This window comes from Vibrio hepatarius (assembly GCF_043642085.1).
In the GTDB taxonomy this organism is placed as follows: Bacteria; Pseudomonadota; Gammaproteobacteria; order Enterobacterales; family Vibrionaceae; genus Vibrio; species Vibrio hepatarius_C.
The window spans coordinates 199,621-225,103 of record NZ_JBHZSA010000002.1; the positions used below are offsets into that span (position 1 = coordinate 199,621).

The window sequence follows — 25,483 nt, forward strand, 5'->3', positions numbered from 1 at the left end:
CTTCGTGCAATACGTAAAGATAAAAGATTCAATCGTAGAACAAATTGATTCAGGTATGCTTTCGCCACGCCAAAAGTTGCCTGCAGAACGCAAGTTAGCTGAATCGTTTGATACCACCCGAGTAACCTTACGTGAAGCGCTCTCTTTACTAGAAGCAGAAGGGCGTATTTATCGCGAAGACCGTCGAGGCTGGTTTATCTCTCCAGAGCCACTTCGCTATGACCCGACGCAAACTCTGAACTTTAGCAATATGGCGGCTGCGCAAAATCGTACGCCAAAAACAGAGCTTATCGCGGCTAAAGGCATTTTGGCAGACAAACAAGCGGTTCGTCTGCTGAACCTACAGCCGTTTTCCGATGTCTATCGAGTGGATCGAGTTCGATACCTTGAAGATCGTCCAGTGGTTTATGTGACCAACTATATTCGACCAGAGCTGTTTCCAAACTTGCTCGATTTTGATTTGTCCAATTCCCTGACGGATATCTACCGAGAGCATTTCGGCATGGTTTACCAAAAGATCCGTTACCGTATCAGTACTAGCAGTTTACTTGGAGAGACGGCACAAGCCCTAAGAGCGACTTCAGGCACACCGGCTATGGTCGTTGAACGTGTGAACTACAATCAGCAAGGTGAGTTGATTGACTGCGATATTGAATATTGGAGACATGACGCTATTAGCATTGAATCAATCGCAGAGCTTCAGCGTTAATTTCATCTCTAGGCTTAGCTAGAAAGAGTAAGCCTAGAGAATATTCTATTCTCACCTTTTGACAAAAGGTCTCACTATGTCGTCGTGGGCAATCTGCCTGATAGTTGTTTCTGCTTTACTTCATGCAGGGTGGAACCTGTTGAGTAAAAGTAATAAGTCTTCCGGTACTGCTTTCTTTTTATCCAGTAGCGCGGCAGCTTCGCTGATTTTAGCCCCATTTGTGACTTGGTATTTGCTCCAAGTTGGCTGGACGCAGCTTCCTTCCACATTTTACTGGTTTCTCCTGTTCAGCGGGGCTGCGCAGGTCGTTTATCTCATTGGGTTAGGGCATGCCTATAAACATGGCGATATCGGGGTTATTTATCCGATTGCCAGAGCACTACCTGTTCTTATGGTTGGAGTCGGGACGGCAATTATTGGTCAAGTGTTACCAGTTCAGGTTTGGCTAGGGTTCGTTTTAATTACTTTGGGCTGCTTGATAGTACCTCTCTCTTCACTACGTGAACTCAGTATTAAGGAGTATTGTTCACTTGGTGTTATTTGGGCCTTGATCGCGGCATTAGGGACCACTGGGTATTCAATTCTCGATAAAGAAGCGCTTAACCTTTTAAATGTGAGTGCTCTTGCGGGGGTAACTAGCCTTGATTCGGCAATCTTCTATTTAGGTGTTCAGTTTTGGGTCATCTTTGTGGTGATCACGGCTTATGTGGTTGTGACTCGCCAATGGACGGAATTCTCACAAGCTTGGCAAATCAGAAAGCCGTCAGCGATGGCTGGTTTGATGATGTTCACGACCTATGGCTTGGTGCTCTATGCGATGACGATGACTACCAATGTGAGCTACGTAGTGGCGCTGCGTCAACTCAGTATTGTCTTTGGGCTGGTATTTGGCGTGGCATTTCTTGGTGAAAAGCTTGCGATGACGCGGCTATTGGGAACGGGGATGATTTTTGTGGGTTTGGTGCTGACAGTTTTGTAGTGTGATCATTAAATTTAATATGATATTTGTTCAGTACCATATAACGATTTACTCTAATACTTAGGCTGGGTAAAACTTTCTTTATTTTCGATTCGAAGTAATAAACTAATGATTTTACTAACCAATTATATCAAGCATTTTACACGCCATTAATCCCTTACTTTTATTGCTACAAATATTTATCTTCTTATATCAAAAAATTTGAATAACAAGTGCAATTAATTCTAATTCATTCAGGTCTTATTGTTCGTACCATATAGGTAATCGAGCGGTGGATATAGCTCGACTTTATATGCTCTGTATTAGAGTGGTAAGGAAACTAAGGAGTCAGTTATGATTAAGGTAATAAGTTTTGCAAGCGTAATGTTATTCAGTTCTGTAGCGATAGCTGGGTATGGTGGATTTAGCAATGTAGTTGAAAGCGAAACAATGCAGGGTGACGCAGTGTCCACTAAAGCTGCAGCGGTTAAAGAAGGTCAAGAAATTGTTGGCGGGTTGAGTAGTTTAAGTTCATATGAATTGAGTACGAACGTAAATTATCCTAATCATGACCAAATTGATTACTCGTCTTTTGAGTTACTAGAGTCAAATATTAAAGTAGAAGAAGTAATCTCGGAAGATGGTAATGTGGCATATAAACCAGTGGTTAACATGAAATATCAATTCTCCGCTCGTGACAGAGGTAGAGAGTAATATTAGATAGATTTTGCTAGCAATTAATATGAAAAACCCAAGCATTTGCTTGGGTTTTTTATTTTCCGCTAGTAGGCGGGAGAGTTTAGCTTTCTGATTTAACAAGCTCAGGTTGTTGCTCTGCACGTGCAGTTTCAAGCATCTTGCGGATGATAACTGAAGAAACCAGTGCAATTGCGACCATAACGACAGCAAGGATAGTTAGCAGTTGGAAGTAATCACCATATACCGTTTGTACCACTTCTTGAGTGATCTCTTGGCCTTTTTCTAAAGCGATAGAAGTAGAGAATACAGCACCAACAATGCCACTTAATGCCATTGCTACTGAGAATAGTGATACTGAAAAGCCTTCAATATGTTTTGGTGTTACCGACAGAATGAACGCCACAACTAAGCTACCCACAATCACTTCGGCAAATGCTTGGAAGAAGTGAATTGCTAGGAAAATTTCTGGACGAATAATCACGTCTTCACCAACATTCATTACCGCCATAGTTAGAATGCCAAAGGCAATCGCTGTGAAAATGAAGGCAAAACCGATCTTTGTCGCTGTTGAGAAGTTGATGCCTTTTTTCTCTAGAGAAGAGAATGTGTAAGCAATCACTGGACCAGCAACTATACACCATAGAGGGTTCATCGCCATTGATGCTTCTGGTGCGATTGGGATAAGGTTAAACAGGTCACCACGCATTGTGTTGATCGTTACCATAGTCATCGAAGTCATCATCTGACCGTAGTATACGAAGAAACAGGTAGTAAGCACTGTCATGATTAGGATAGTACCCATTTTAAGTGCGTCAGATTTACCAGATTTGAACATCAAAGAAATGAAGTACAAGATTGCTGCAGCGCCAATTGCGTAAACGATGTTTTGGCCGATATCCATGTTCGAGAACATGAAAAATACCAGACCAACCATTGCTGCAGAAAGGCCTAGGAAAGCAACCCAGTTTTTTACGCTGACTGGCTGTTGATCGATGTCAGCACCAACATTGACCAATTGTTTGTTGAAGACCACAAGGACAGCGAAGGCAAATGCTGCCATTACCGCAGATAGCATGAAGCTACCGTGGAAGCCAATAACAAGAACGAACATCGGGAATAGGTATTGACCTAATAGCGCACCGACATTGTTCACTGAGTAGTTTACAGGGTAGCCATTCTCGAAATCTTCTTCTGTTGCAAAAGTGCGTTTGTAAAGACTTGGGTAAGAAGGAGACATCAAACCGCGAGCGTAGCTAGCCAGTGCAATACCAACCAAAGCCATAGGTACGTTAGTCGCTGAAGCGCCAAGGACCAGTAGTGTGTAACCTGTCGCGAATGTACCATAAGCGATCGTTAAAGAACGGTATGCACCAAGGAATTTATCTGCTATAAACCCGCCGGCAATCGCAAATAGCGGCCCAATAGAAGAGAAAGCACCGACAACCATCATGGTATCTGCTTCGCTATACCCTAGATCTTCTAAGAAGAAACGGGTCAAAATTACCATCACGCCGTAGAATGATAAGCCAAACATCGCCTGGCAAAACATCATTGATTTATTGAGTTTATTCCACATAATCGTCTCATTTTGTTGGTATAAAACAGAATTAACATCTGTATATACTATCAGTTGTGGTGTGTTATAAATTGAAACAATTATCGCAGAAATCGTTTTTGATGTACGATTTTTTCTCAATATCGCATAAATTTTTATAATGAACTTGATCTAAAACGTTTGCGCTGGATATATCTTCTAAACAATGCTGACAAATCTATGCGGTAAATCGATTTTTTAAGGTCTATCTTTGTGTTAGCCTCGCGCAATGCTGTACAAATGTATAAGGAATGTAACGCAATGAAGATTTTTAGTAATTTCGATAGTGGTAGTATTGAAGTCGTTAGTATTGAGAATAAAGATCATATCGAATTAAAGATTCCAAACGACAATCAGTCGGAGTTTTATCAGTGGTTCCACTTTCGTTTAGAAACAGAAGCGGAACAATCTCACACAATCTCTTTGTTGGATCTAAAAGGCTCTGCTTATCCTGAGGGCTGGAAAGGGTATGATGTTGTTGCATCGTATGATCGAGAAGAGTGGTTCCGCATTCCTGCTGAGTTTGATGGTGATACGCTGACGTTTACCGTGATCCCAGAGCGCAGCTCTATCTATTTTGCTTACTTTGCCCCTTATACCTATGATCGACATCTTGATCTTATTCATATGGCGCAGTCTGCACATCACTGCCAGCTAGAGACATTAGGTCAAACGTTAGATGGTAATGATATGAGCCTATTGACGTTTGGTGAGTATGAAGAAGGTAAAAAGCGTATTTGGCTTATTGCTCGACAGCACCCTGGCGAGACGATGGCAGAGTGGTTTATGGAAGGTCTCATTCAGCGTTTGCTGGATGAAGATGATGTTACTGCACGTGCGTTGTTAGACAATGCGGTACTTTACGTTGTGCCAAACATGAACCCTGATGGTGGTATTCGAGGTCACTTACGTTGTAATGCGATTGGCGTGAACTTGAACCGCGAATGGCAAACGCCGTCAATGGAGCGAAGTCCTGAAGTCTTCTTAGTTCGTGAACGTATGCTGGAAACTGGCGTTGATATGTTCTTAGACATTCACGGCGACGAAGCGATTCCGTATAACTTTGCGGCAGGCTCTGAAGGTATCCCGTCCTATGATGAGCGTTTAGCCAACTTGGAAAATGCGTTTAAGCAAGCGCTGCACACGGTGACGCCAGAGTTCCAAGATGAATATGGGTACGATAAAGATGAGCCAGGCAAAGCGAACTTAACGGTTGGTTCTAACTGGATTGGTGAGCAGTTTAAGTGTCTCTCATACACGATTGAAATGCCGTTTAAAGACAACAATGATTACCCTGACCCGTTGTATGGCTGGTCGCCAGAGCGTAGCGTGAAGTTTGGTCATGATATGCTGGCAGCAACACTTGCTGTGGTTGATAAAGTCTAGTCACTTTTTAAAGTAAACAAAGCGCGGGCCTCACCGCGCTTTTTCGTAAGTATTTCTAACGATTTTGTACAGTTATCCTCGCTGTGCGCGTCCTAATTCCCCATGCCTCAACATCTTTCTTATTGGTTTCAGCAAGCGATCATCACTCGCAAGGCGGAGACATATGGATAACGGCTAGGCCACCGAGAGAAGTTTCTCGATATTTACGGTTCATATCTTTACCTGTTTGGTACATGGTAGCGATGACTTTATCTAAAGAGATGAGACATTTGCTCGTACGTTTGAGCGCCATTCGTGAGGCGTTAATCGCTTTCATTGCTCCCATCGCATTACGTTCAATACACGGTACCTGAACTAAGCCACCAATCGGGTCACAGGTCATACCTAGTGAGTGCTCCATAGCGATTTCAGCGGCAATACAGATTTGTTCGTTGCTGCCACCACGCAGTGCAGTAAGGCCAGCGGCAGCCATCGATGAGGAAACTCCGACTTCACCTTGGCAGCCAACTTCAGCACCAGAAATAGAGGCATTGGTTTTGTATAAGATGCCAATTGCGCCAGCGACGGCAATAAAGTCTTTTAACTGCTTGGTATCGAGCTCTCTAATAAAGCGATGGTAATACATCAGCACTGCAGGAATAACACCTGCAGCGCCGTTAGTTGGAGAGGTAACCACTTGTCCTCCCGCTGCATTTTCTTCACTCACCGCAAAGGCAAACAGGTTGATCCAATCCATGATTTCCATCGGATCGTTTTCTATCGCTGCATTGGCTTCTAGCTTTTTAAGAAGGTTAGGCGCGCGTCGCGTGACTTCAAGTCCACCTTCTAATACCCCCTCGGTTTCGAAGCCGCGTTGCATACATAGCGACATCACCTTCCAAATTTGCTCTGCTTTGCGCGAGATTTCGTCATCATTAAAGAAGCGTTGCTCATTCTGTAAGATCATGCCACCTAGGCTAAGGCCGTTTTTCTCCGCCATAGCCAGCATTTCGTCGGCACTCGTAAATGGGAAGGGAACATCAACCGAGTTTTCATTTCCACCGTTTTCAAGCTCTTTTGCGGTGGCAATGAATCCACCACCAATTGAATAGTAGGTTTCAAACTCAATTTGCGCGCCTAGCGAGTCGTAGGCGGTAATGGTCATGCCGTTTTCATGTAAAGGAAGATTGTCGGAGTGAAACAAGATATCACTCTCATAGCTGAAATTTACCGTGTGAGCGCCAGCAAGAGCCAGGTAACCTTCATCAATCGTATTGGCGAGCGCTTGTTTCGCGCTACCCATTTTGATGGTGTCAGGTTTATTGCCTAAAAGGCCGAGAATAACTGCGCGGTCGGTATGGTGGCCCTTGCCCGTTAAAGAGAGGGAACCGTACAGGTCGACTTGAATACGGTGTACTTTAGTGATCGATGCAGCCAGCAGGCGGGTAAACTGATACCCTGCGATCATCGGACCATTGGTGTGAGAACTGGAAGGCCCCACGCCGATTTTAAAAATATCAAATATTGACAGCATAAACTTTACTTCCTGTGAATTGGCCCGTCAGGCAGGCTCTTGTAATTACTAGTATGGCATCTGACCGAGATTTCGACTTATCAACACCAAAATAACAAAACTTTAACCTTTGCTAAGCTAGCGGCAAAGACGATGTATGTACAGTACCTGAGTAATTCAGTAGGAATAATTGAGACATGAGTAAATAATGAACATTTCGAATGTGGTTCTTATCCTAGGCAAGAGACTTCGAAACAACCGATTAACGCCGGAAGGTGTTAGCCGAGTGCAAGGGCTTTTGAAACTGCGTGATCAAGTTAATATTGCAGAAACGGCGTTTGTGTTTTGCGGTGGGGTAACGGACGGCCAGACGACATCTGAAGCCGATGCGATGTATCAGCAATTCGTACGCTTGCTTCCTGTCAACAAGGCATTGCCTCCTCATATCTTAATTGAAAGTCAGTCGACCAATACCATCGAAAATATCCAAAATGCAGCGGACAAGTTAGTGGAAAGCCAGTTATGCAGTATTGGCCAAAGGATTGATGTCACCTTTGTCTCCAACGACTACCATCTAAAACGAATTTTTGAAATTCAGTCACTAATGGATGAGCAAGGGCTGCTAAGAGTGTTGCATCAGCGCTGCGAGCAAAGTGGGCTATTGCTCTCTATATCGCGAGATCTTAGCCTGCATTGTGCTGTTGAGTACCCTTATCTTGGTGAGGCTGGTCGCGCTTTCTTATTGGCTGACGAGCTAACCACTTATCGCGTGTACTTGGAAGGAGTTAAGAATAGGGCATTTCAGCGCGAGCTAGCTGAGGTTAGAGCGTTACCACTGCGAATTGCTCTAGATGCACTTGAGGGCTTGAAAGCGATGCAACTCGATGGTGATAGTATGAAAGCGGTGGAGAAAATAGAAAGGGCAGTCGAGAAGACTACCCCTTATGTGTGCGGCCAAGCATTGATTGAGCAATTAGATATACTCAATACCCAGCTTACTTGGTTGAATCGTCATCTTGACCCAGAACGTCAGTACATGTGACCAACAAAAAAAAGAGGCGAGAGCCTCTTTCATATCCATTATTGCCGTAATGATGTCACGATAGGTGATTAGCCTTGTGACTGTTGTTCATTCTTTTGGCTGTTGCGGTAGTATTCCCACTGTTCTACGCGTTCGTCATCAGACAGGACGCAGTAAGTCACACGCATCTCGTTTTCATTGACCGTTTCAAGCTCGCCGCCCTGTTGAACGCAGTAAACTGCTGCTGGGTTCGCCATAGATGTGTACTCTTTTACTTCGTATTCATCAGGCTCACTCGCACAACCAGCCAATACAGCAGCACTGATCACAGATATCACGATACATGCTCTTTTCATAAAATTTCCTTAGTTGGATCAATCATTAACCCATCGATTATAGGCCCTTTAATGAAAAAATCTGTGTTAGGTTTGTCAAAAAGTCGCCGCTGTCTAAAATTATAAAGAGATATTTCACATTGTAATGGAACAGCATTGAAAGGTTTGCGTTAGTTATAATAAGGTATCGTATACTTTAACTTAGTCAGACTTAGCATAGGAAGTGCCTAATGTCGGAACAAAAATATCGACTTGTAACTCGTAGTGATTTTGATGGTTTAGTGTGTGCAGTTTTACTCAAACAACTCGACCTCATTGACGATATCAAGTTCGTTCACCCTAAAGATATGCAAGACGGAGTAATAGAGATTACTTCGAATGATATTGTTACCAACTTACCGTATGTGAAAGATGCCTACATGGTGTTTGACCATCACTTGTCTGAAATGATTCGTAACCAAGGCGAGAGGAAAAATCACATTATTGATCCTGATGCGCCATCGGCTGCCCGTGTCGTGTGGGAACATTACGGAGGTGAAAATACTTTCCCTAGTGATTGGTTAGGTATGATGGAAGCGGTGGATAAAGGCGATTCAGCTCAGTTTAACCGTGACGAAGTGTTGGATTCGACAGGTTGGAACCTACTGAACTTCTTGATGGATGCTCGCACTGGGCTTGGCCGTTTTAGAGAGTTCCGTATCTCCAATTACAATCTAATGATGGATCTTATTGAGTACTGCAAGAACCACTCAATTGAAGAGATTCTAGACCTTCCTGATGTGAAAGAGCGTATCGAACTGTACCGTGAGCATGAAAACTTGTTCAAAGATCAGATTCAGCGATGTGCGACCGTCCATGACAATCTGGTCTTGTTGGACCTCACCGATGAAGAGGTGATCTTTGCCGGTAACCGATTTGTCATTTATGCGCTCTATCCAAACTGTAACATCTCAATTCATAAGATGTGGGGATTCCAAAAGCAAAATACCGTATTTGCGACGGGTAAATCCATTTTTGATCGCAGCTCTAAGACTAATGTGGGTGAGCTAATGCTGAAGTATGGCGGCGGAGGCCATAAAGCGGCGGGGACGTGTCAGATTGACAATGATAAAGCTGACCAAGTACAGCAAGAACTGATTACGGCAATCACGAATGATGGCTAATTGAGAAGTAGATGATTGAATAAATGTAAAAGCCCCTGTAATCACTTACAGGGGCTTTTTTAATACGTAATCGAGTGGAATAATCTAAAGCGGCATTACGCGGTTGCGGCCAAGCTCTTTCGCCTCATACAACAACTTATCTGCACGTTCGATCAAGGCGTTGGCAGGCTCTCCGGGTTGCAGCTCAGCCACACCTAAAGAGATAGTGATATTGCCTATTTGCTCTGATGTGCGTCGATCTTTGATCGATAACTTTTCGATCGCGCGGCGTAAGCTCTCTGCGAACTGACGAGCGATTCGCAGCGATTTATTGGGCACGATCAAGGCGAACTCTTCTCCACCAAAACGATAAGCATGAATGCCATCACGGCAGCTTAGTTGGATGCGTCGCGCAATCGCCTTGATGACGGTATCACCGAATAAATGGCCATAGGTATCATTAAATGACTTAAAGTGGTCGATATCGGCTAAGATTAAGCACATCTTTTGTTCTGAACGGCATAAGGTATTCAGATCACCATCAAAGGCCCTACGGTTATACAGGCTAGTGAGAGAGTCAAACAATGCATCTTGCTGAACTTCTGCCAACTGACTTTTAAGTTGTTGGATTTCGTTGGTCGCATTCTCTAATTGACTGTTTAGAAAACGGGTAGAGTGTCTGATCTCACGTGACTCAACGACTAACTGGCGAATGACCTTCATCACTTCTTCTAGTGACATTGATTCGTCTTCGACTCTTTCTAAGCTATCGAAGCTTTTATCGATCATCTTAGAGAATTGGGAAGTGTCGGTAAGCGTGTCAGATACAGAGCTCGCGACTTCGTTTACCAGTATTTCGATATTGGCACGCAGATCGTGCATATCGGTTTCTGCCCGACTCGCAATATGGTTGTTATACAGCTGCTCTCCAGCGGCTGGTGGGCACACACCGTAGTTCTCGATAACCCCATCAAGTTCACGATTTAATTGTGGGATTACATTATCGACGTATGTGTACCATAACGCGTAGTTTGCTGGCGTGGCAGCTACGTGATGTTTCATCATCAACGGCACAGCTTTTTTAAGGTTAGCTGTTGATTTTTTAAAGTCGTCGTCTGTCATTTCTTATTAACATTCTTGTCTAGACATCCTATAAAATAAGATTAGCGGATCTCGTTTATAGATGCTTGGTCTTATATCAATTTGTCTCTAACAATTGATCAGGTTTATGAACAATATCATAACTTAACCCTAGGTGCTGTATGGAAATTGTTCAGTTATACCAGTGGTTTATAAAATTGTGGCTTCTTGTTCACCTTGCTCTAGCTGGTGAGCTCCTCTTAGCATAGCTTTGATTAAGTCCCCAGCGTTAAATTTTTCCAATGCTTCGTGCGCACCGACCTGCTTTGCGCGATCAATACATATCTCACTTGATAAAGATGTATGTAAGATAATGTAGCTATTGCTTAGGTCACTCTCATTCTGTGTTTCAAAAGCTAATTCATAGCCATCTAAGCCGGGCATCTCTATGTCACTGACAAGGAGTTCGATAGGTCTGCCTTGCTGAGCATCGTGACGCATCAATTGCAGAGCATCAATGCCGTTATTACAAATTTGATAAGGGATATTGATGCTATCTAATGCATCTGAAAGTTGTTTACGAGCAATAGAAGAGTCATCAACCAATAAAATGCTAAGTGCTTTTAAGCGCTCTCGTTCAATATCGGTCAACATAGGAATCTTGGTCGACTCATATTGAGGGTAGATTTTAGAGAGCAGTAACTCGACATCCAGCATTTGCACGATCTTTTCTTCAAAGCGCGTAATGCCAGTGACAAATACATTGTGGCCGACAGATGCTGGAGCGGATTCGATCGATTTCCAATCACACTCGATAATTTTTTCAATTGAGCGAACCATGAAAGCGACTACGGTGCGCAGACAATCAGTAACGATCAGGTAGCAAGACTGGTATTCCTCGGGCTGTATTGGTCGAAAGCCAATCGCAGCAGGCATATTGATCACTGGAATGGTTTTACCGCGTAGGGAGACCGTACCAATGACATGGTGGTGAGAGTAGGGGATCTGAGTCGTTACTTGAAACGGAACAATTTCTCTCACCTTTAGCGTTCCTATGGCAAATAGCTGTTTACTTTGAGTTAATGTAAACATCAACATACCTTGGGATTGATTCGCTTTACTAACCGGTTTTGCCATGAAGGTTTTCTCTTTGGTGTCTTAATTCAATGGTAGCGGAATTGGTTTGATGTTCAATGGATGTTGATCAAATTCGATGCGTTAATACATAAGTACTAGATGTTTTTTTGATTTATTAATTGGCTGGATGAAGATTTCACCATTATCCGGTACAATCCGCGCCAACTCAGTCATATCTCAAGAGGCATCAACATGGCTAACACAGCAGCGGCTCTTCATATTTTAGTTAAGCACAAAGAACAAGCAGAAGACATCATCAAACAGCTAAAGAAAGGCGCGAAATTTCAGACTTTAGCTAAGAAATATTCCACCTGCCCATCGGGTAAAAAAGGTGGCGATCTTGGTGAATTCCGCCGTGGCCAAATGGTCCCTCAGTTCGATAAAGTATGCTTCTCTGGTGAAACACTGGTTCCGCACTTAGTGAAGACGAAATTTGGTTGGCACGTGGTGAAAGTGCTGTATCGCACTTAGTTGAACCAAAGTCAGAGTAAAAAGCCTTCGCATTGTCGAAGGCTTTTTTGCATAACAAGGTTACTGTTGGCTAGAAAAATAGGCCGCTATGTCTTTTAGATCGTCATCGTTTAGACGTGAAAGTTGAGCTTTCATCATTTCTGCAAGCGGACCTTGTCGGTTACCGTTTTGGTAGTCTTTCATTGATTGAAACAGATACTGAGCGTTTTGCCCTTTAATATTCGGGTAACTCGGATTCGTTGCAGCGCCATCAACGCCATGGCAAAAGATACAGCTAGGGGATTTTACTTTGCCCAGTTCAGCGTCACCAAAAGGTTCGTTAGCCAGTGCAATAGATGGCAGTAGAGAAAGGAAAATTAGCGCTCGCATCATATAGAAACCTAAATCTATCAATTTTGATGCGTAACAGAATAAAGCTTCCCCTTAGGGGAAGCTCAATGGATGAGATCAATTTACTGTTTGTTAAAGCAGTTTTTCTAGCTTTTCGACCAACAATAGAATGTCTTGTTGTGAGATATCTTTATGAGTCACGAAACGGATAGGATTTCCAGGAGTAATGGTGATCCCTTCATCAGCTAGCTTGTGTGCAATCGTCGTAATATCAATGCCATCATCCAACTTGGCAAATACGATATTGGTTTGCACGAAGTCTGTATTGACGTTGAAGCCTGGAAGATCGGATAAGCGTTCTGCCAGTAGCTTTGCATTCGCGTGGTCAACTTTTAACTGAGGTACTTGCTCAGTTAAGGCAAGCTTACCTGCCGCTGCTAGGATACCTGCTTGGCGCATGCCACCGCCGACCATTTTACGTAGGCGTCTTGCTCTGTCGATAAACGCTTTATTTCCCAAGAGTAATGAACCTATTGGAGCCGCGAGGCCTTTCGATAGACATATCGTCATTGAGTCAAAATGCTGCGCAATTTCTGTCACGTCGACATCAAGAGCTGTCGCTGCGTTGTACACTCTCGCGCCATCTAAGTGGAGTAACAGACCATGTTGATCAACAAACTCACGTGCTTGGGCCAAATAACTTAAAGGAAGGACTTTACCGTTGATGGTGTTCTCTAGGCTAAGAAGCTTTGTTCGTGCAAAGTGGCTGTCATCGGGCTTAATTGCTGCTTTCAGTTTGTCAAAATCCAGCGTGCCATCAGGATTGTTCTCAATAGGTTGGGGCTGAATAGAACCAAGCACAGCGGCACCACCTGCTTCGTATTTGTAATTGTGAGCCTGTTGACCACACAGATACTCATCGCCCCGATCACAGTGAGCCATAAGGCCAAGCAGGTTGGCTTGGGTTCCAGAAGTTGTAAACAGCGCGGCTTCAAAACCATGACGCTCTGCGGCCCATTGCTCTAATTCATTGACTGTTGGGTCGTCCCCATAAACGTCATCGCCAACAAGTGCTTCTGCCATTGCTTTACGCATCGCTTCTGTTGGTTTGGTTACCGTATCAGAACGAAAATCCATAATCTTATCTCCTAAATATATCCGCACAGCTTTGCTTTACTTAAACATGCGATGGTTTTGGCGTCTGTGATTTCACCGCTAATTATTTTTTGTTCAAGTTGTTCGATTGAAAGTGATATCACTTCAATGACTTCATCGTCATCGCAATCGTAACGACGAGTCAAAGTCAGGTCTTTAGCCACATACAAATGCTGTATTTCATCGCAAAATCCTGCCAAAGGTGTCACTTGACCTAGAGATAACATGGTTTTAGCACTGTAACCTGTCTCTTCTTCTAGTTCTCGATGCGCACACTCTAGTGCAGGTTCACCATGCTCTAATGTTCCAGCAGGTAATTCCAATAACCATTTCTTAAGTGAAGGCCTAAATTGATTGATAACGATGATGTTGCCATTTTCGTCGATAGGTAGGATCACCGCAGCCCCAGGGTGGGAAATCGTAGTATGGGTAATTTTTTGACCATTTGGTAAAGCCACCTCTTCTTCGATAAGAGAGATACGCTTCCAGCTATGAAGGTTTTTTATCTTCGAGTTCATTATTGTTATTGGTGCCCTGACATTTGACCCACATTACCTTACAGACAATAGGCCTCTAGTGAAAGCATCTCAGTAACAAGCGAGTAACTTTACGTCGTACGATTAGTGATAGAAATCGCAAAACTGCAAACATTGTTTTCAGTACGTTACGTAAATAAGGCTTCTGTTATAAATGACTGTCAGAATTGAAATTACACTTGTAACAAAGTGCTAACAAATGTATAAACTTATTCATACGCACATGTTGTTTAATACGTTAGGAGAACGCAATAGATGATGAACCAGAGTCGAGTTACTCACTCACAAAAAGCGTTACTCTCTGAGAGAATCAATAAACTTGCTCAAGCACTATCTGACGGCGTGTATGAACGTGAAGAAACAATCAAACTCTGCTTGCTAGCAGCCCTTGCTGGTGAAAGTGTTTTCTTACTGGGACCTCCTGGTATTGCAAAGAGCTTAATTGCTAAGCGTCTTATCCAAGCTTTTGATAATTCATCTTACTTCGAATATCTAATGACGCGCTTCTCGACGCCAGAAGAGGTGTTCGGTCCGCTTAGTATCCAAGAATTAAAAGATAATGGTCGCTACGTTCGTTTAACCGACGGTTATCTGCCGACAGCTCAGGTTGTTTTCCTTGATGAGATTTGGAAAGCAGGCCCTGCGATTCTAAACACGCTATTGACCGTAGTGAATGAGAAAACGTTCAAAAATGGTAACGAGATTGAGCGTGTTCCAATGCGTCTATTGGTGTCAGCATCAAACGAGCTACCAGATGAAGACAGTGGTTTAGAAGCGCTATATGACCGTATGCTAGTACGCGTGTTTGTCAACCGCATTCAAGACAAACAAAACTTCAAATCTATGCTGACAGTAGGTACGCCGCAAGAGGCGACGATTCCTGAAGGTTTGGCAATTACTGATCAAGAATATCACCAGTGGCAGTCAGAGCTTGAGCAACTGGAGCTTAGTAATGACGTGTTTGAAAAGCTCTATGAGTTAAAAACCTTACTAGAATCTGCTGTGACGGCTGAAAGTGGTTTAGATGCGTCGGATACGGATATGTACGTCTCAGACCGTCGCTGGAAGAAAGCCGTTAAGCTGCTTAAAGCGAGTGCGTTTTTTAATGGTCGAGATTCAATTAACCCACTAGATATCTTGCTATTACAAGACTGTCTGTGGAACAGCCCTGAGTCTCGCGACATTGTGCGTAAAGTGATCAAAGACTTCGCACTTAATCACGCCTTTGATCAGCAAGAGGTTGAGCAGCAAATCACCCTATGTCGTGAAGAGCTGACTGACATCCAAGAAGAGCTTGAGTCAGAATTTGGCACCATGCTGTCAATGGAGTCAACGACCGGTCTTATTAAGAAGCAGGTACATAGCTACGATATTTCTGATGCGAAAAGCTACAAAGTGGGTAGTGCCTTTGATTTGGTTAAGATGGTGCTACTGCAAAGTAACATGTCGGTCACTGAGTCAGAAAAAGGTGATAGCCGCTGGGTTTATGTGCCTAAAAACGAACTAGAAAGAGTGATCAAAGAAGGTCACGGTGACGTTTACGGTTACGTGAACACCAATACCACATTGGTTCGCCTACGTTTTGACATGGATGCTGCAAATAACCTAGTAATCAAAGATATTGCTAATCGTGCTGTGCTAGTTTCAATTGTGACAACCAAAGGCTTAGATGAAACTCTTTACCAAGAGTGGTTGACTAAGTCTCAGCAAGCAATGGCTCAGCTTGAGCATGCAGAACATCATTTACTGCGCGTGCGTTCTAACTTCCATGGTGCGCTTCCTCATGGCTTTGTCGATCAAGAACTGCCACGCGCGATGGAGTCTAGCCTACAGAACTTGCAGCAAGTACTCGAATCAACGAAAGCGGAATGTGAACGCATTGTTTTCCGTTTCAAAACCTTAGATCAATTCTTTGCGTAGGAGAAGTGAATGCTAGGTGCTGACGGACTTAACCTTGTATTAATGATTGCGGACTCAGGCATGATTGACTCCGCAGTCAATGATCTTATGGCGCGCTCGCAAATGATGGCGGTGACCGAAAACAGAGGGGTAAAGTCTTCTGTTAAGAATCACTTGCTAAAATGGCGTGGTAGCGTGAAAAAACGCATTACTAAGGTGTGCGAAACCGATCGATTTAAGCAAGAGCTGTCACTGTACCAAGAAGTTATTCATTGGAATGAAGCTGAGTTCTTTGACAAGATTCCGGAAGTCATTAAGCAGCTAGAATGGCACTCTGCCTTCTATCTGCAAGCCCGCCGTCTTATGGAGAAGAACAAAGGGGTGAATAACCCGATGTTCCCTCACTACTTCTGTGATCAATGGTATCAAAGCCTTTCAGATGCGATTCGCCAAGCACAACTTACCGAGCTAGAAGCCAACAAAGAAAAAGTGCTTAAAGATCTTTACCAACGCATGGAAACCATGAAAAACATGGATAAAGTGACGGAAAGTGGAGACGATGAGAGTGTTGGCCGCTTATGGGATATGGCTTCGGCTAGACTCAGCAAGACGGATTTAACCGTAATGAAGCGCCATGCTGAATTCTTGTCAAAGAATAAAGGTTTGCAAGAGATCGCCGAGAAACTTGGCCGCATGGCAAGTCAGGTCGATGACCCAGATCTAAATAAAGCGCCGCTAGAAGAGCCGCAAGTTGTTGAAGAGAAATCCGATCAAGCGACCGATGATATTGTCGGCATTCATGAAGGGGATGACTTAAACAAGCTTCTTCCGAATGAAACCATGTTTTTGGCTTACCCTGAACTTGAAGTCGTGTTCTATAAGCACCTCGTCGATAAGCGCTTAATGAACTACAAGATGCAAGGTAAGTCGCGCACTTTACGTAAAGTGAGTGCCCAGCGTCCTGATAACGCTCAAGCAGATGTCGAAAAAGGGCCGTTTATTGTTTGTGTTGATGCATCAGGTTCAATGAGTGGTTTTCCGGAGCAGTGTGCTAAAGCGATGGCCTATGCGTTGATGCAAATAGCATTGGCTGAAGATCGTGATTGCTACGTGATTCTCTTCTCTACTGAGCAAATTACCTATGAGCTAACCAAACAAGATGGTCTTCGTGAAGCGAGTGATTTCCTCACGTACAGTTTCCACGGCGGTACCGATCTTGAACCCGTGTTAATGAAGTCGATTGACCTAATGAGTGGTGATAAATACCGCAACGCGGATATGGTAGTGATTTCAGACTTTATTGCCCCTAAGCAGTCAGAAGAGATGCTGGAGAAAGTCGAGCAGCTTAAGAAGAGCAAAAACCGCTTTCATGCCATTAGCCTGTCTAAATATGGCAACCCAGATTTGATGTCGATGTTTGATCATAGTTGGGCCTACCATCCAAACTTGGTCGGACGTTTGATGAAAAAGTGGTGATACACCGCTGACAGTCTGATGAACAAAGGAGCTTAATAGGCTCCTTTTTTGTTATTCACTCTGCACCGATTAATGCTCCACTGCACTTAATATGTGCAAGCAGCCAAACCTAGTTTCGGTAACCATCTGATTATAAATAAGATGTTACTTTGGCATCCTACTTGCGTTATCTATTATGCGTGCGAAAGTGCGCCATAACATAAATAACAACGTCATAGGCAACGAAGCCTCTCCTATTTGGGAGAGGCTTTTTCGTTTTAAGGAGCGGTGATGACAAAGGAATGTACGAAAACAGCGTGTCCATATTGTGGCGTTGGCTGTGGGGTCGAAGTCAATCAACTGGGTATCACTGGTGACAAATCGCATCCTGCCAACCAAGGGGCACTGTGTGTTAAAGGCTCGGCATTGGCTGAGAGTCTAGATATGCCGTCTCGACTTCTTTATCCCAAAGTAAATGGTAACGAGACCAGTTGGGACGCTGTGACGGATCTGATTGCTAACGCGTATTTTGAGGCTATTGAACACCACGGTTCAGACGCCACCGCTATGTACGTTTCTGGCCAGCTGTTGACGGAAGACTACTACCTAGCGAATAAATTCATGAAAGGTGTGGTGGGCAGTGCCAATATCGACACAAATTCTCGCCTGTGTATGTCATCGGCCGTTGTTGCTCATAATCGCGCATTTGGAGAAGACATCGTCCCAGTCAATTATTCCGACATTGATGATGCAGATCTAATTATTATTTGTGGAGCCAATACGGCTTGGACTCACCCGGTACTCTACCGTCGTATTCAACAGGCTAAACAGCGTAACTCCAATCTTAAAATAGTGGTGATTGATCCAAGAGAGACGGTCACTGCCCAGCAAGCGGATATGCATCTGGCTATTCCAAATGACGGTGACATTGCTTTATTTAACGGTTTGCTGCGCTATTGCATGGATAACGCAGCGCTAAGCTGTGATTACATCGCGCAACATACGCAAGGTTTCGAACAGTTAGCTCAGTCAATAAAGTCACCAGAGTATTGCCTAGCAGCACTGAGTGAATCTCTACAACTCAACCAAGAGTTACTTAGTCAATTTTATCGTTGGTTCGCCACTACCAACAAGACTGTGACGCTCTTTTGCCAAGGCGTTAATCAGTCACAAAGTGGCGCTGATAAAGGCAACAGCATCATCAATGCTCATTTAGCGACAGGGAAGATTGGTTACCAAGGAGCAGGACCTTTTTCTATCACTGGTCAGCCTAATGCGATGGGAGGCCGTGAGGTTGGAGGGCTTGCAAACCAACTAGCGGTTCATCGAGGTTTTGATTGTGAATCCATTGAGTTGGTGAGTCAGTTTTGGCAAACAACTCGCCTTGCGACTCAGCCGGGATTAAAAGCGGTTGAGATGTTTGAAGCGGTTGAGCGTGGCGATATCAAAGTTATCTGGATTATGGCCACCAACCCAGTCGTGTCGATGCCAGATAGTCATTTTGTTCGTCAAGCGCTAGAAAAATGTCCGTTGGTGATTGTGTCCGATATCACCGAAGAGTCCGACATTGCTCAGTATGCCGATGTACTGTTACCTGCCGCAGGTTGGGGTGAAAAACAGGGTATGGTAACTAACTCAGAGCGAATGCTGACGCGTCAAAGGCAGTTTTTGCAGCCGAGAGGACAAGCCAAGGCCGACTGGCAAGCCATTCGCCAAGTGGGAGAGAAGCTGTGCGCGTTACTTGGCATGAAAAACGGATTTGATTTTGACTCGGAAGCGGCAGTATTTCGTGAATATGCTGCGATGACTGGACTGAATAAAGAGTCCAATTTATTACTCGATCTTTCGCAATATGCTGATATTAGTGATGATAAGTATCAAGAGTGGCAGCCTACTCAATGGGGCGGGAAGCAGCCATTAGCCAACGGTCAGTTTAGCTTCCCCGATCGCAAAGCGCGTTTTATCGTGCCTGATGGCCTCCACAAGTCGATGAATACCTCTTGGTGGTTGAACACAGGCCGCCAGCGTGACCAATGGCATACCATGACGCGCACAGGGCATATCCCACACCTTGCGGCGTCTGAATGCGAGCCTACAGTTTACGTCAATAGGCAATCTGCTCTCGCATTAGGCTTAGAGAGCAATCAGTTGGTTGAGGTGCGTAACCTTGCAACGACACATCGAGTAATAGCAAAAGCCGTTCATGATGATGCCTTTAGTCGAAATCAGCTCTTTATGTCGATGCACTGGGCAGGTAAATACGGGGGAGATAGTCAGGTAAACGCTGTCTTAAGCCGCGATTCAGACCCGTTGTCAGGCCAGCCTGCATTTAAGTCGCAGCAGGTCGAGCTGTTACCAGTGAGTGTGAAAGCTTATGGGCTTTATATCGGTAAGAGGTTTCATGAGCGCGAGTTTATCTACCAATCGTTCCAGTCTGAAGAAAGTGCTGAGGTGTGGCGATTTGCAGACACGCAACCTATTACGAAACAAGATGTCGCTAAAATCGGGGATATCTACTCGCAGAGGCGGGTGCTGTTAGACATTGATTCAGGTTGGCTATCAGTGGGTTACGACGAGGAAAATGGCACTAACATACTCCGTTCAATCCTGCTTGTTTCTTCCCAACCGATTACTTCAGATACAAGCCAGTTAGCAAAGCTAATTGGCCAGGCATTAACTTTTTCGTCACTACTCTCTCTTGCTGCTGAATACGATGCTAGTGAGATGATTTGTAGCTGTTTTCGAGTCACGGACAAACAAATATCGGCGGCGCTAGAAAGTAGTGAATACCAGTCTGTATCGCAGCTGACTAAAACATTGAAGTGCGGTAGCAACTGCGGTTCTTGTTTACCACAGGTCGAGCGCTTAGTGGACTCATACACCCAAAACCTCATCATTACCAAATAGGGGCAGGACAATGAAAAGAGAGACACGGATGTTAGACGGTTCTGGGCGAAGTTTACGCAGTGCTGGCTTTAGTGATCATTACTATGTTGATCATCGTAACATCAAAGATGCTGACAAGAAGTCGGCAAGCCATGACGGCAAAGTGTATCTGGTGGGCGCAGGGCCGAATGACCCGGACTTGCTAACCGTCAAAGCGTTAAAAGTGATACAGCAAGCGGACGTGATCGTCTTTGACCGTTTGGTAAATCGAGACATACTCGGTTTTTCGAGTTCTTCCTGTCAACACATCTACGTGGGTAAGCGCTGCGGAAAACCTAGCTTGAAGCAAGAGGAAATCAGTCAGATCTTAGTTGAGCTCGCCAAGCAAGGTAAGCAGGTGGTGAGGCTCAAAGGCGGCGACCCATTTATTTTCGGTAGAGGTGGAGAAGAAGGCCTGCTACTTGCCAAGCATGGCATTGAGTTTGAAGTCATTCCCGGTATCACCGCGGCGATTGGTTGTGCGGCATCATCTAAGATCCCCCTTACTCACCGCGAATTGGCTAGGAGCGTGACATTTGTGACAGGCCAAGTGGTGACTGGCGCACTGCCTGCATGGTCCCAGCTTGTCGGTGCCGGACAGACGCTAGTGTTTTACATGGGATTAGATAAGGCGCAAGAGATACAGCTAGGTCTGCTAGAACACGGGCTTAGAGGAGACTTCCCGTTAGCCATCATTACCCATGGTTGTAGTCGTCAGCAAAAGGTTCATATTTCATCGCTAGAGTCGCTTACTTCAAAAGCGAACGAACTAAAAGGCGTAAACCCAGCATTGATTATCTTAGGCGAAGTGGTCACACTGCGAGAAGAACTAGAAAAGACCGTAGAGTCAGTTATTTCTCAAGAGGTAGTATGAGCACAATTTTGGAGTGTATTCGCACGGTAGGTCGTGGAGAGCGTGGGCGTAAACCCCTGACGTTTGAGCAGGCTTATCAAGTCATGGATGAATATCTTGATGGTCAGGTTGGTGACGATCAGATGGCGATGTTGCTAATGCTTATTCGCGTTCAAAACGAAACCAAACAAGAGATCGCAGGTTTCGTTAAAGCTTTCCAATCTCGCGTACCGAATTTAGGTGCGGATATTGATTGGCCTTGCTATGCGGGCAAACGACAAAATGCAGGCCAGCCTTGGCACCTATTGGCGGCGAAGCTCCTAGCGGACAGTGGTTATAAAGTCCTGTTACATGGTTATCATGACCGTCCAGCGGGTCGTTTACATGTAGAAGATTATTTGGGTAAGCTCAATGTAGCTCTGGCTAATTCACCGGAACATGCCCAGCAACTTCTTGAGCAAAAGGGCATTGTTTACTTGCCACTAAAACACTTTGCACCTCAAGCTGAGACTATGATTGGTTGGAAAAATCGCTATGGTCTGCGTACGCCAATCAACACCGTTGTTCGAGCGTTAAATCCCGGCGGCGCTAAGCTTGGTCTGCGCGGTAGCTTTCATCCGGGCTTTCAACAGCTTCATGCCGACATTGAAAGTGAAGTGGGTTTAACCCGTCACGCGGTGGTTTCATTTAAAGGTCAGTCAGGCGAATCTGAATACAACCCAAAAGTAAGCCAAACAGTGTGGGTAAGTACACCAAGAGGTGTTGAGTCACACTATTGGACGGAACGTATGCTGACAGATATCCCGTTGCCAGAGAAATGCGTGTTTGATACCCCAGAAGAAAACCTCAATATGATGGCGAATACGGTTGTTTCAACAATGGCGGCGACGCTGTTTGCTGAGTTGAATGATCTTGAACGTTCATTCGAAAAAGCTTATACACTTTGGGCCGACTACTGTCGTTAATCTCTAACATATAGCCTCCTTCTTAACTTGGCACATTCCTTGTTATGTCTCCTATAAATTAAGTCTTATAGATTGAGAGATAAAACAAGGAATGTACATGTATAAGAAACTCTCCCGAAAGCCCATCGTTGTCTGTAGTGACCGCACCGAAGAGCAGCAACGTTTGACTGCTGAGCTCAGTCGCAATTTCGACAATATTTCTAGCTGCCACCTTACCCAACTGGAATCGACTCTTGATGTCCAGCCCCAAGCCTATGTTGTCATCGGTTGGCTTCAACCGAGCGCCGAATTACGCCTTATCATCGAGCTTTGCCGCGAAAGAAATCATCCTTTGCTGGTGGTGTTAAAAAGATTAAACCCTAATGATATGAATCGCTTACCAGAGAGGATGGACTACGCTCTCTTGCCTGCAGATTCGCAATTTCCAATTGTACCTTGGGTGGAGCAAGCATATATCACTCGTCAATCATTCGCTGTATTACAGAGTGAAATCGAGCGACTGTCGATGCGATTAGATGAACGCAAGTTAATAGAAAAGGCAAAGGGGCTACTGATGAAAATGCACCAAGTCGATGAAGAAGCCGCGTATGCCGCAATGAGAAAGTCAGCAATGCAGTCGAGCCAAACTCTCGCGCAAGTCGCGCGTAATTTGCTTCAAACGCTGGAAGCACTTAGATAACTGCCTACCACTTTGGGGTTATGCAAAAAAATCCGCATTGGTGCGTAATGCACTAATAGCAGGCAGAGCTTGAGATGGTTGAAAGTGGGTTAAGTTTAACTTATTGAATATTAAGTATTAAATAAGTTGGCACGCAACTTGGAATAACTTAGTTAACAATTTGTTCAATCGTTACCTTTGATTATCAACGGCGGTAATTATAAAGGATGCAAAGGCGCTACGACTCTTAGGAGGCGTAGCGCCTTTTTATTTGGAGAAAAAATATGAAATGGACGTCAGTTTTCAAACAAACGTTATTGGGTGCAGCACTTGCGTCATCGGTTTATATGCCGAGCGCTTTAGCTGAATTAGGAGAGCCAGAGTTAGAAGATCTGAAATTTGGCTTTATCAAACTTACCGATATGGCACCGCTGGCGGTGGCGTATGAAAAAGGCTTTTTCGAAGATGAAGGGCTTTATGTGACGCTAGAAGCTCAGGCCAATTGGAAAGTGTTGCTGGACCGAGTGATTGACGGCGAGCTTGATGGTGCACATATGTTATCTGGCCAACCGTTAGGCGCAACGATTGGTATTGGTACCCAAGCAGAGGTGATCACGGCATTCAGTATGGACCTGAATGGTAATGCCATCACAGTATCGAATAAGACGTGGCAGCAGATGAAACCGCATATCGCTACTCAGCCTGATGGCAAACCTGTTCGACCAATTAAAGCGGATGCGCTTAAGCCTGTAGTTGAAAGCTATCTAGATGAAGGTAAGCCGTTCAATATGGGTATGGTGTTCCCAGTTTCTACTCACAACTATGAGCTGCGTTACTGGCTAGCAGCGGGGGGCATCCACCCTGGGTATTACGCACCTCAGTCAGGAGATAACAGTGGTCAGGTCAACGCTGATGTTTTGCTGAGTGTGACACCGCCGCCGCAAATGCCAGCCACCATGGAAGCTGGCACCATTGAAGGTTATTGCGTCGGCGAACCATGGAACCAGCAAGCGGTATTTAAAGGTATTGGTGCGCCAGTGGTCACTGACTACGAAATCTGGAAAAACAATCCAGAGAAAGTCTTTGGCGTGTCCAAAGCATGGGCAGAAAAATACCCCAACACCCACATTCGTGTAGTGAAAGCTTTGATTCGAGCTGCACATTGGCTTGATGAAAATGACAATGCTAACCGTGTCGAAGCATCAAAATTATTGGCCAAGAGTGAATACGTGGGGGCGGACTTTGAAGTGATTGCCAACTCGATGACAGGAACATTCGAGTACGAAAAAGGCGACGTTCGTGAAGTACCTGATTTCAATGTCTTCTTCCGCCATAACGCAACGTATCCATACTACAGTGACGCAATTTGGTACCTCACTCAAATGCGTCGTTGGGGACAAATCTCCGAAGAGAAATCAGACGATTGGTACATGAATATTGCCAAGGAAGTGTATCGTCCAGACATATACCAACAAGCGGCCGAAGCCTTAGTTGAAGACGGCGCTTTAACTGGAAAAGACTTCCCCGATTTTTCTAAAGAAGATGGTTTTCGTGCTCCCCAAACTCACTTTATCGATGACATTGTTTATGACGGCCGCACGCCAAATGCCTACATAGAGAAGTTTGCTATTGGCTTGAAAGGGAAAGAGAAAGTCTAGACCTAAACCTAGACGAGAAGTAATCGAGATTAACAAGGAAGTACAGGAGTAACTATGTCGAGCAATGTGATATCTCTAATCCCCAATAAAGCGCTCGTTGCAAACAAGAGCAAAGCGGTTTTACTGCCAATCATTGGCATTCTGATGTTCTTAATGATGTGGCATTTAAGTGCGCGTCAGGTTCAAACATCATTGGGGACGCTGCCGGGTCCTGCCCAAACCTATCAGCAGTTTAGCAACTTGGTTGTTGAGCATTGGCAGGAGGGAGAAAAAGAGCTCGCCTTTATCGAGCGTCAAGAAAAGCGCAATGCAGCCAAATTGGCGAAAGATCCCAATGCTGAAGTCAAAATCAGACCTTATACCGGTAAGCCGACGTTTTTTGATCAAATCGTGACGAGTTTGGTGACCGTCGCGTGTGGTTTCTTACTGGCGACGGCCATTGCTATTCCGCTTGGGATTGTATTAGGCCTAAATCAAGGTGCTTATCAGGCATTTAACCCTGTGATTCAGTTACTTAAACCAGTGTCTCCGCTCGCTTGGTTGCCTATTGTCACTATGGTTGTCAGTGCTACCTATGTGAGCGACGACCCTATGTTTGCCAAATCGTTCGTCAACTCACTGCTAACAGTGGCGTTATGTAGCCTATGGCCGACGCTGATTAATACTGCAGTCGGTGTCACCAGCGTCGATAAGGATTTGGTTAATGTCAGTCGAGTATTGCAACTCTCATGGTGGCAGCATATACGTGTGATTGTTCTTCCGTCTGCCATTCCAATGATTTTCACTGGCCTGAGGTTATCGCTCGGTATTGCATGGATGGTACTGATTGCAGCTGAAATGTTGGCGCAAAACCCGGGCCTTGGGAAGTTTGTCTGGGATGAGTTTCAAAATGGCAGTTCCGCTTCGTTAGGCCGAATTATGGTTGCGGTTATCACCATTGGTTTTATTGGCTTACTGCTCGATCGAGGCATGTTGCAGCTGCAGAAATGGCTCTCTTGGAACAAACAACAGGCATTGAGATAAGG

23 protein-coding genes are annotated in these 25,483 nt (G+C 44.6%); 15 read left to right on the plus strand and 8 right to left on the minus strand.

What is annotated here, in order from left to right; genetic code table 11:
- Window positions 1-4: 4 nt before the first annotated feature.
- From phnR to ACHUFZ_RS04080, 3 genes are all read left to right on the plus strand, one after another.
- Window positions 5-709 carry a phosphonate utilization transcriptional regulator PhnR gene (gene phnR, locus ACHUFZ_RS04070; RefSeq protein ID WP_394126002.1) on the plus strand — a complete coding sequence of 235 codons (705 nt, stop codon included), beginning with the start codon at window positions 5-7 and terminating at the stop codon, window positions 707-709.
- A 76-nt stretch (window positions 710-785) separates the two neighbouring features.
- On the plus strand, window positions 786-1,688 hold the full coding sequence (locus ACHUFZ_RS04075; protein WP_394126003.1) for an EamA family transporter: 903 nt from the start codon (window positions 786-788) through the stop codon (window positions 1,686-1,688).
- 333 nt (window positions 1,689-2,021) lie between these two features.
- The gene (locus tag ACHUFZ_RS04080) at window positions 2,022-2,381 is read left to right on the plus strand and encodes a DUF3316 domain-containing protein (RefSeq protein ID WP_394126004.1); all 360 of its coding nucleotides are present in this window, start codon (window positions 2,022-2,024) and stop codon (window positions 2,379-2,381) included.
- A gap of 85 nt (window positions 2,382-2,466) precedes the next feature.
- Here the strand turns inward: ACHUFZ_RS04080 and ACHUFZ_RS04085 are convergent, their stop codons facing one another.
- Window positions 2,467-3,942 (minus strand): peptide MFS transporter, encoded by a 1,476-nt coding sequence (locus ACHUFZ_RS04085; protein WP_394126005.1) that lies wholly within the window; start codon window positions 3,940-3,942, stop codon window positions 2,467-2,469.
- Window positions 3,943-4,221: 279 nt separating this feature from the next.
- Between ACHUFZ_RS04085 and ACHUFZ_RS04090 the strand changes: the two genes are divergently transcribed.
- Entirely contained in the window at window positions 4,222-5,346 is a 1,125-nt protein-coding gene (locus ACHUFZ_RS04090) for a M14 family metallopeptidase (protein ID WP_394126006.1), read from the plus strand.
- A gap of 142 nt (window positions 5,347-5,488) precedes the next feature.
- On the opposite strand, the gene ACHUFZ_RS04095 is transcribed toward ACHUFZ_RS04090, so the two are convergent.
- Window positions 5,489-6,859: an L-serine ammonia-lyase gene (locus tag ACHUFZ_RS04095; RefSeq protein WP_394126007.1), complete on the minus strand. Its 1,371-nt coding sequence runs from the start codon at window positions 6,857-6,859 to the stop codon at window positions 5,489-5,491.
- A 187-nt stretch (window positions 6,860-7,046) separates the two neighbouring features.
- Here ACHUFZ_RS04095 and ACHUFZ_RS04100 point away from each other — a divergent pair, with 187 nt between their 5' ends.
- Complete coding sequence (locus ACHUFZ_RS04100; RefSeq protein WP_394126008.1) at window positions 7,047-7,880, plus strand: YdcF family protein; 834 nt, start codon at window positions 7,047-7,049, stop codon at window positions 7,878-7,880.
- A gap of 68 nt (window positions 7,881-7,948) precedes the next feature.
- Here ACHUFZ_RS04100 and ACHUFZ_RS04105 read toward each other — a convergent pair whose 3' ends face one another.
- Complete coding sequence (locus tag ACHUFZ_RS04105) at window positions 7,949-8,215, minus strand: putative hemolysin (RefSeq protein WP_394126009.1); 267 nt, start codon at window positions 8,213-8,215, stop codon at window positions 7,949-7,951.
- A gap of 209 nt (window positions 8,216-8,424) precedes the next feature.
- Between ACHUFZ_RS04105 and ACHUFZ_RS04110 the strand changes: the two genes are divergently transcribed.
- Window positions 8,425-9,357: an exopolyphosphatase gene (locus ACHUFZ_RS04110; protein ID WP_394126010.1), complete on the plus strand. Its 933-nt coding sequence runs from the start codon at window positions 8,425-8,427 to the stop codon at window positions 9,355-9,357.
- 84 nt (window positions 9,358-9,441) lie between these two features.
- Here the strand turns inward: ACHUFZ_RS04110 and ACHUFZ_RS04115 are convergent, their stop codons facing one another.
- A complete protein-coding gene (locus tag ACHUFZ_RS04115; protein WP_394126011.1) occupies window positions 9,442-10,458 on the minus strand; it encodes a GGDEF domain-containing protein in 1,017 nt (338 codons plus the stop codon).
- Between the two features lie 168 nt (window positions 10,459-10,626).
- Window positions 10,627-11,553 carry a chemotaxis protein gene (locus tag ACHUFZ_RS04120; RefSeq protein ID WP_394126012.1) on the minus strand — a complete coding sequence of 309 codons (927 nt, stop codon included), beginning with the start codon at window positions 11,551-11,553 and terminating at the stop codon, window positions 10,627-10,629.
- Between the two features lie 192 nt (window positions 11,554-11,745).
- On the opposite strand from ACHUFZ_RS04120, the gene ppiC reads away from it, so the two are divergent.
- Window positions 11,746-12,024 carry a peptidylprolyl isomerase PpiC gene (gene ppiC / locus ACHUFZ_RS04125; RefSeq protein WP_005472248.1) on the plus strand — a complete coding sequence of 93 codons (279 nt, stop codon included), beginning with the start codon at window positions 11,746-11,748 and terminating at the stop codon, window positions 12,022-12,024.
- A 60-nt stretch (window positions 12,025-12,084) separates the two neighbouring features.
- On the opposite strand, the gene ACHUFZ_RS04130 is transcribed toward ppiC, so the two are convergent.
- From ACHUFZ_RS04130 to ACHUFZ_RS04140, 3 genes are all read right to left on the minus strand, one after another.
- Window positions 12,085-12,396 (minus strand): c-type cytochrome, encoded by a 312-nt coding sequence (locus ACHUFZ_RS04130; protein WP_394126013.1) that lies wholly within the window; start codon window positions 12,394-12,396, stop codon window positions 12,085-12,087.
- A gap of 90 nt (window positions 12,397-12,486) precedes the next feature.
- On the minus strand, window positions 12,487-13,491 hold the full coding sequence (ltaE, locus tag ACHUFZ_RS04135; protein WP_394126014.1) for a low-specificity L-threonine aldolase: 1,005 nt from the start codon (window positions 13,489-13,491) through the stop codon (window positions 12,487-12,489).
- An 11-nt stretch (window positions 13,492-13,502) separates the two neighbouring features.
- A complete protein-coding gene (locus tag ACHUFZ_RS04140; RefSeq protein WP_394126015.1) occupies window positions 13,503-14,027 on the minus strand; it encodes an NUDIX hydrolase in 525 nt (174 codons plus the stop codon).
- A gap of 273 nt (window positions 14,028-14,300) precedes the next feature.
- Here ACHUFZ_RS04140 and ACHUFZ_RS04145 point away from each other — a divergent pair, with 273 nt between their 5' ends.
- The 8 genes from ACHUFZ_RS04145 to ACHUFZ_RS04180 all read left to right on the plus strand — a co-directional run bounded on the left by ACHUFZ_RS04145 (window position 14,301) and on the right by ACHUFZ_RS04180 (window position 25,481).
- Window positions 14,301-15,965, plus strand: a complete 1,665-nt coding sequence (locus ACHUFZ_RS04145; protein WP_394126016.1) for an ATPase RavA domain-containing protein — start codon at window positions 14,301-14,303, stop codon at window positions 15,963-15,965.
- A gap of 9 nt (window positions 15,966-15,974) precedes the next feature.
- On the plus strand, window positions 15,975-17,420 hold the full coding sequence (gene viaA / locus ACHUFZ_RS04150) for an ATPase RavA stimulator ViaA (protein ID WP_134834563.1): 1,446 nt from the start codon (window positions 15,975-15,977) through the stop codon (window positions 17,418-17,420).
- Window positions 17,421-17,690: 270 nt separating this feature from the next.
- Window positions 17,691-20,306 carry a nitrate reductase gene (locus ACHUFZ_RS04155; protein WP_394126017.1) on the plus strand — a complete coding sequence of 872 codons (2,616 nt, stop codon included), beginning with the start codon at window positions 17,691-17,693 and terminating at the stop codon, window positions 20,304-20,306.
- Window positions 20,307-20,316: 10 nt separating this feature from the next.
- Complete coding sequence (gene cobA, locus ACHUFZ_RS04160; protein ID WP_394126018.1) at window positions 20,317-21,198, plus strand: uroporphyrinogen-III C-methyltransferase; 882 nt, start codon at window positions 20,317-20,319, stop codon at window positions 21,196-21,198.
- On the plus strand, window positions 21,195-22,142 hold the full coding sequence (locus tag ACHUFZ_RS04165; RefSeq protein ID WP_394126019.1) for a glycosyl transferase family protein: 948 nt from the start codon (window positions 21,195-21,197) through the stop codon (window positions 22,140-22,142). The genes cobA and ACHUFZ_RS04165 overlap by 4 nt, the downstream gene beginning before the upstream one ends.
- A gap of 97 nt (window positions 22,143-22,239) precedes the next feature.
- Window positions 22,240-22,821 carry an ANTAR domain-containing response regulator gene (locus ACHUFZ_RS04170; protein ID WP_394126020.1) on the plus strand — a complete coding sequence of 194 codons (582 nt, stop codon included), beginning with the start codon at window positions 22,240-22,242 and terminating at the stop codon, window positions 22,819-22,821.
- Between the two features lie 263 nt (window positions 22,822-23,084).
- Window positions 23,085-24,458, plus strand: coding sequence for a CmpA/NrtA family ABC transporter substrate-binding protein (locus tag ACHUFZ_RS04175; RefSeq protein WP_394126021.1), 1,374 nt, complete (start codon window positions 23,085-23,087; stop codon window positions 24,456-24,458).
- A gap of 54 nt (window positions 24,459-24,512) precedes the next feature.
- On the plus strand, window positions 24,513-25,481 hold the full coding sequence (locus tag ACHUFZ_RS04180) for an ABC transporter permease (RefSeq protein ID WP_394126022.1): 969 nt from the start codon (window positions 24,513-24,515) through the stop codon (window positions 25,479-25,481).
- Window positions 25,482-25,483: the final 2 nt, after the last annotated feature.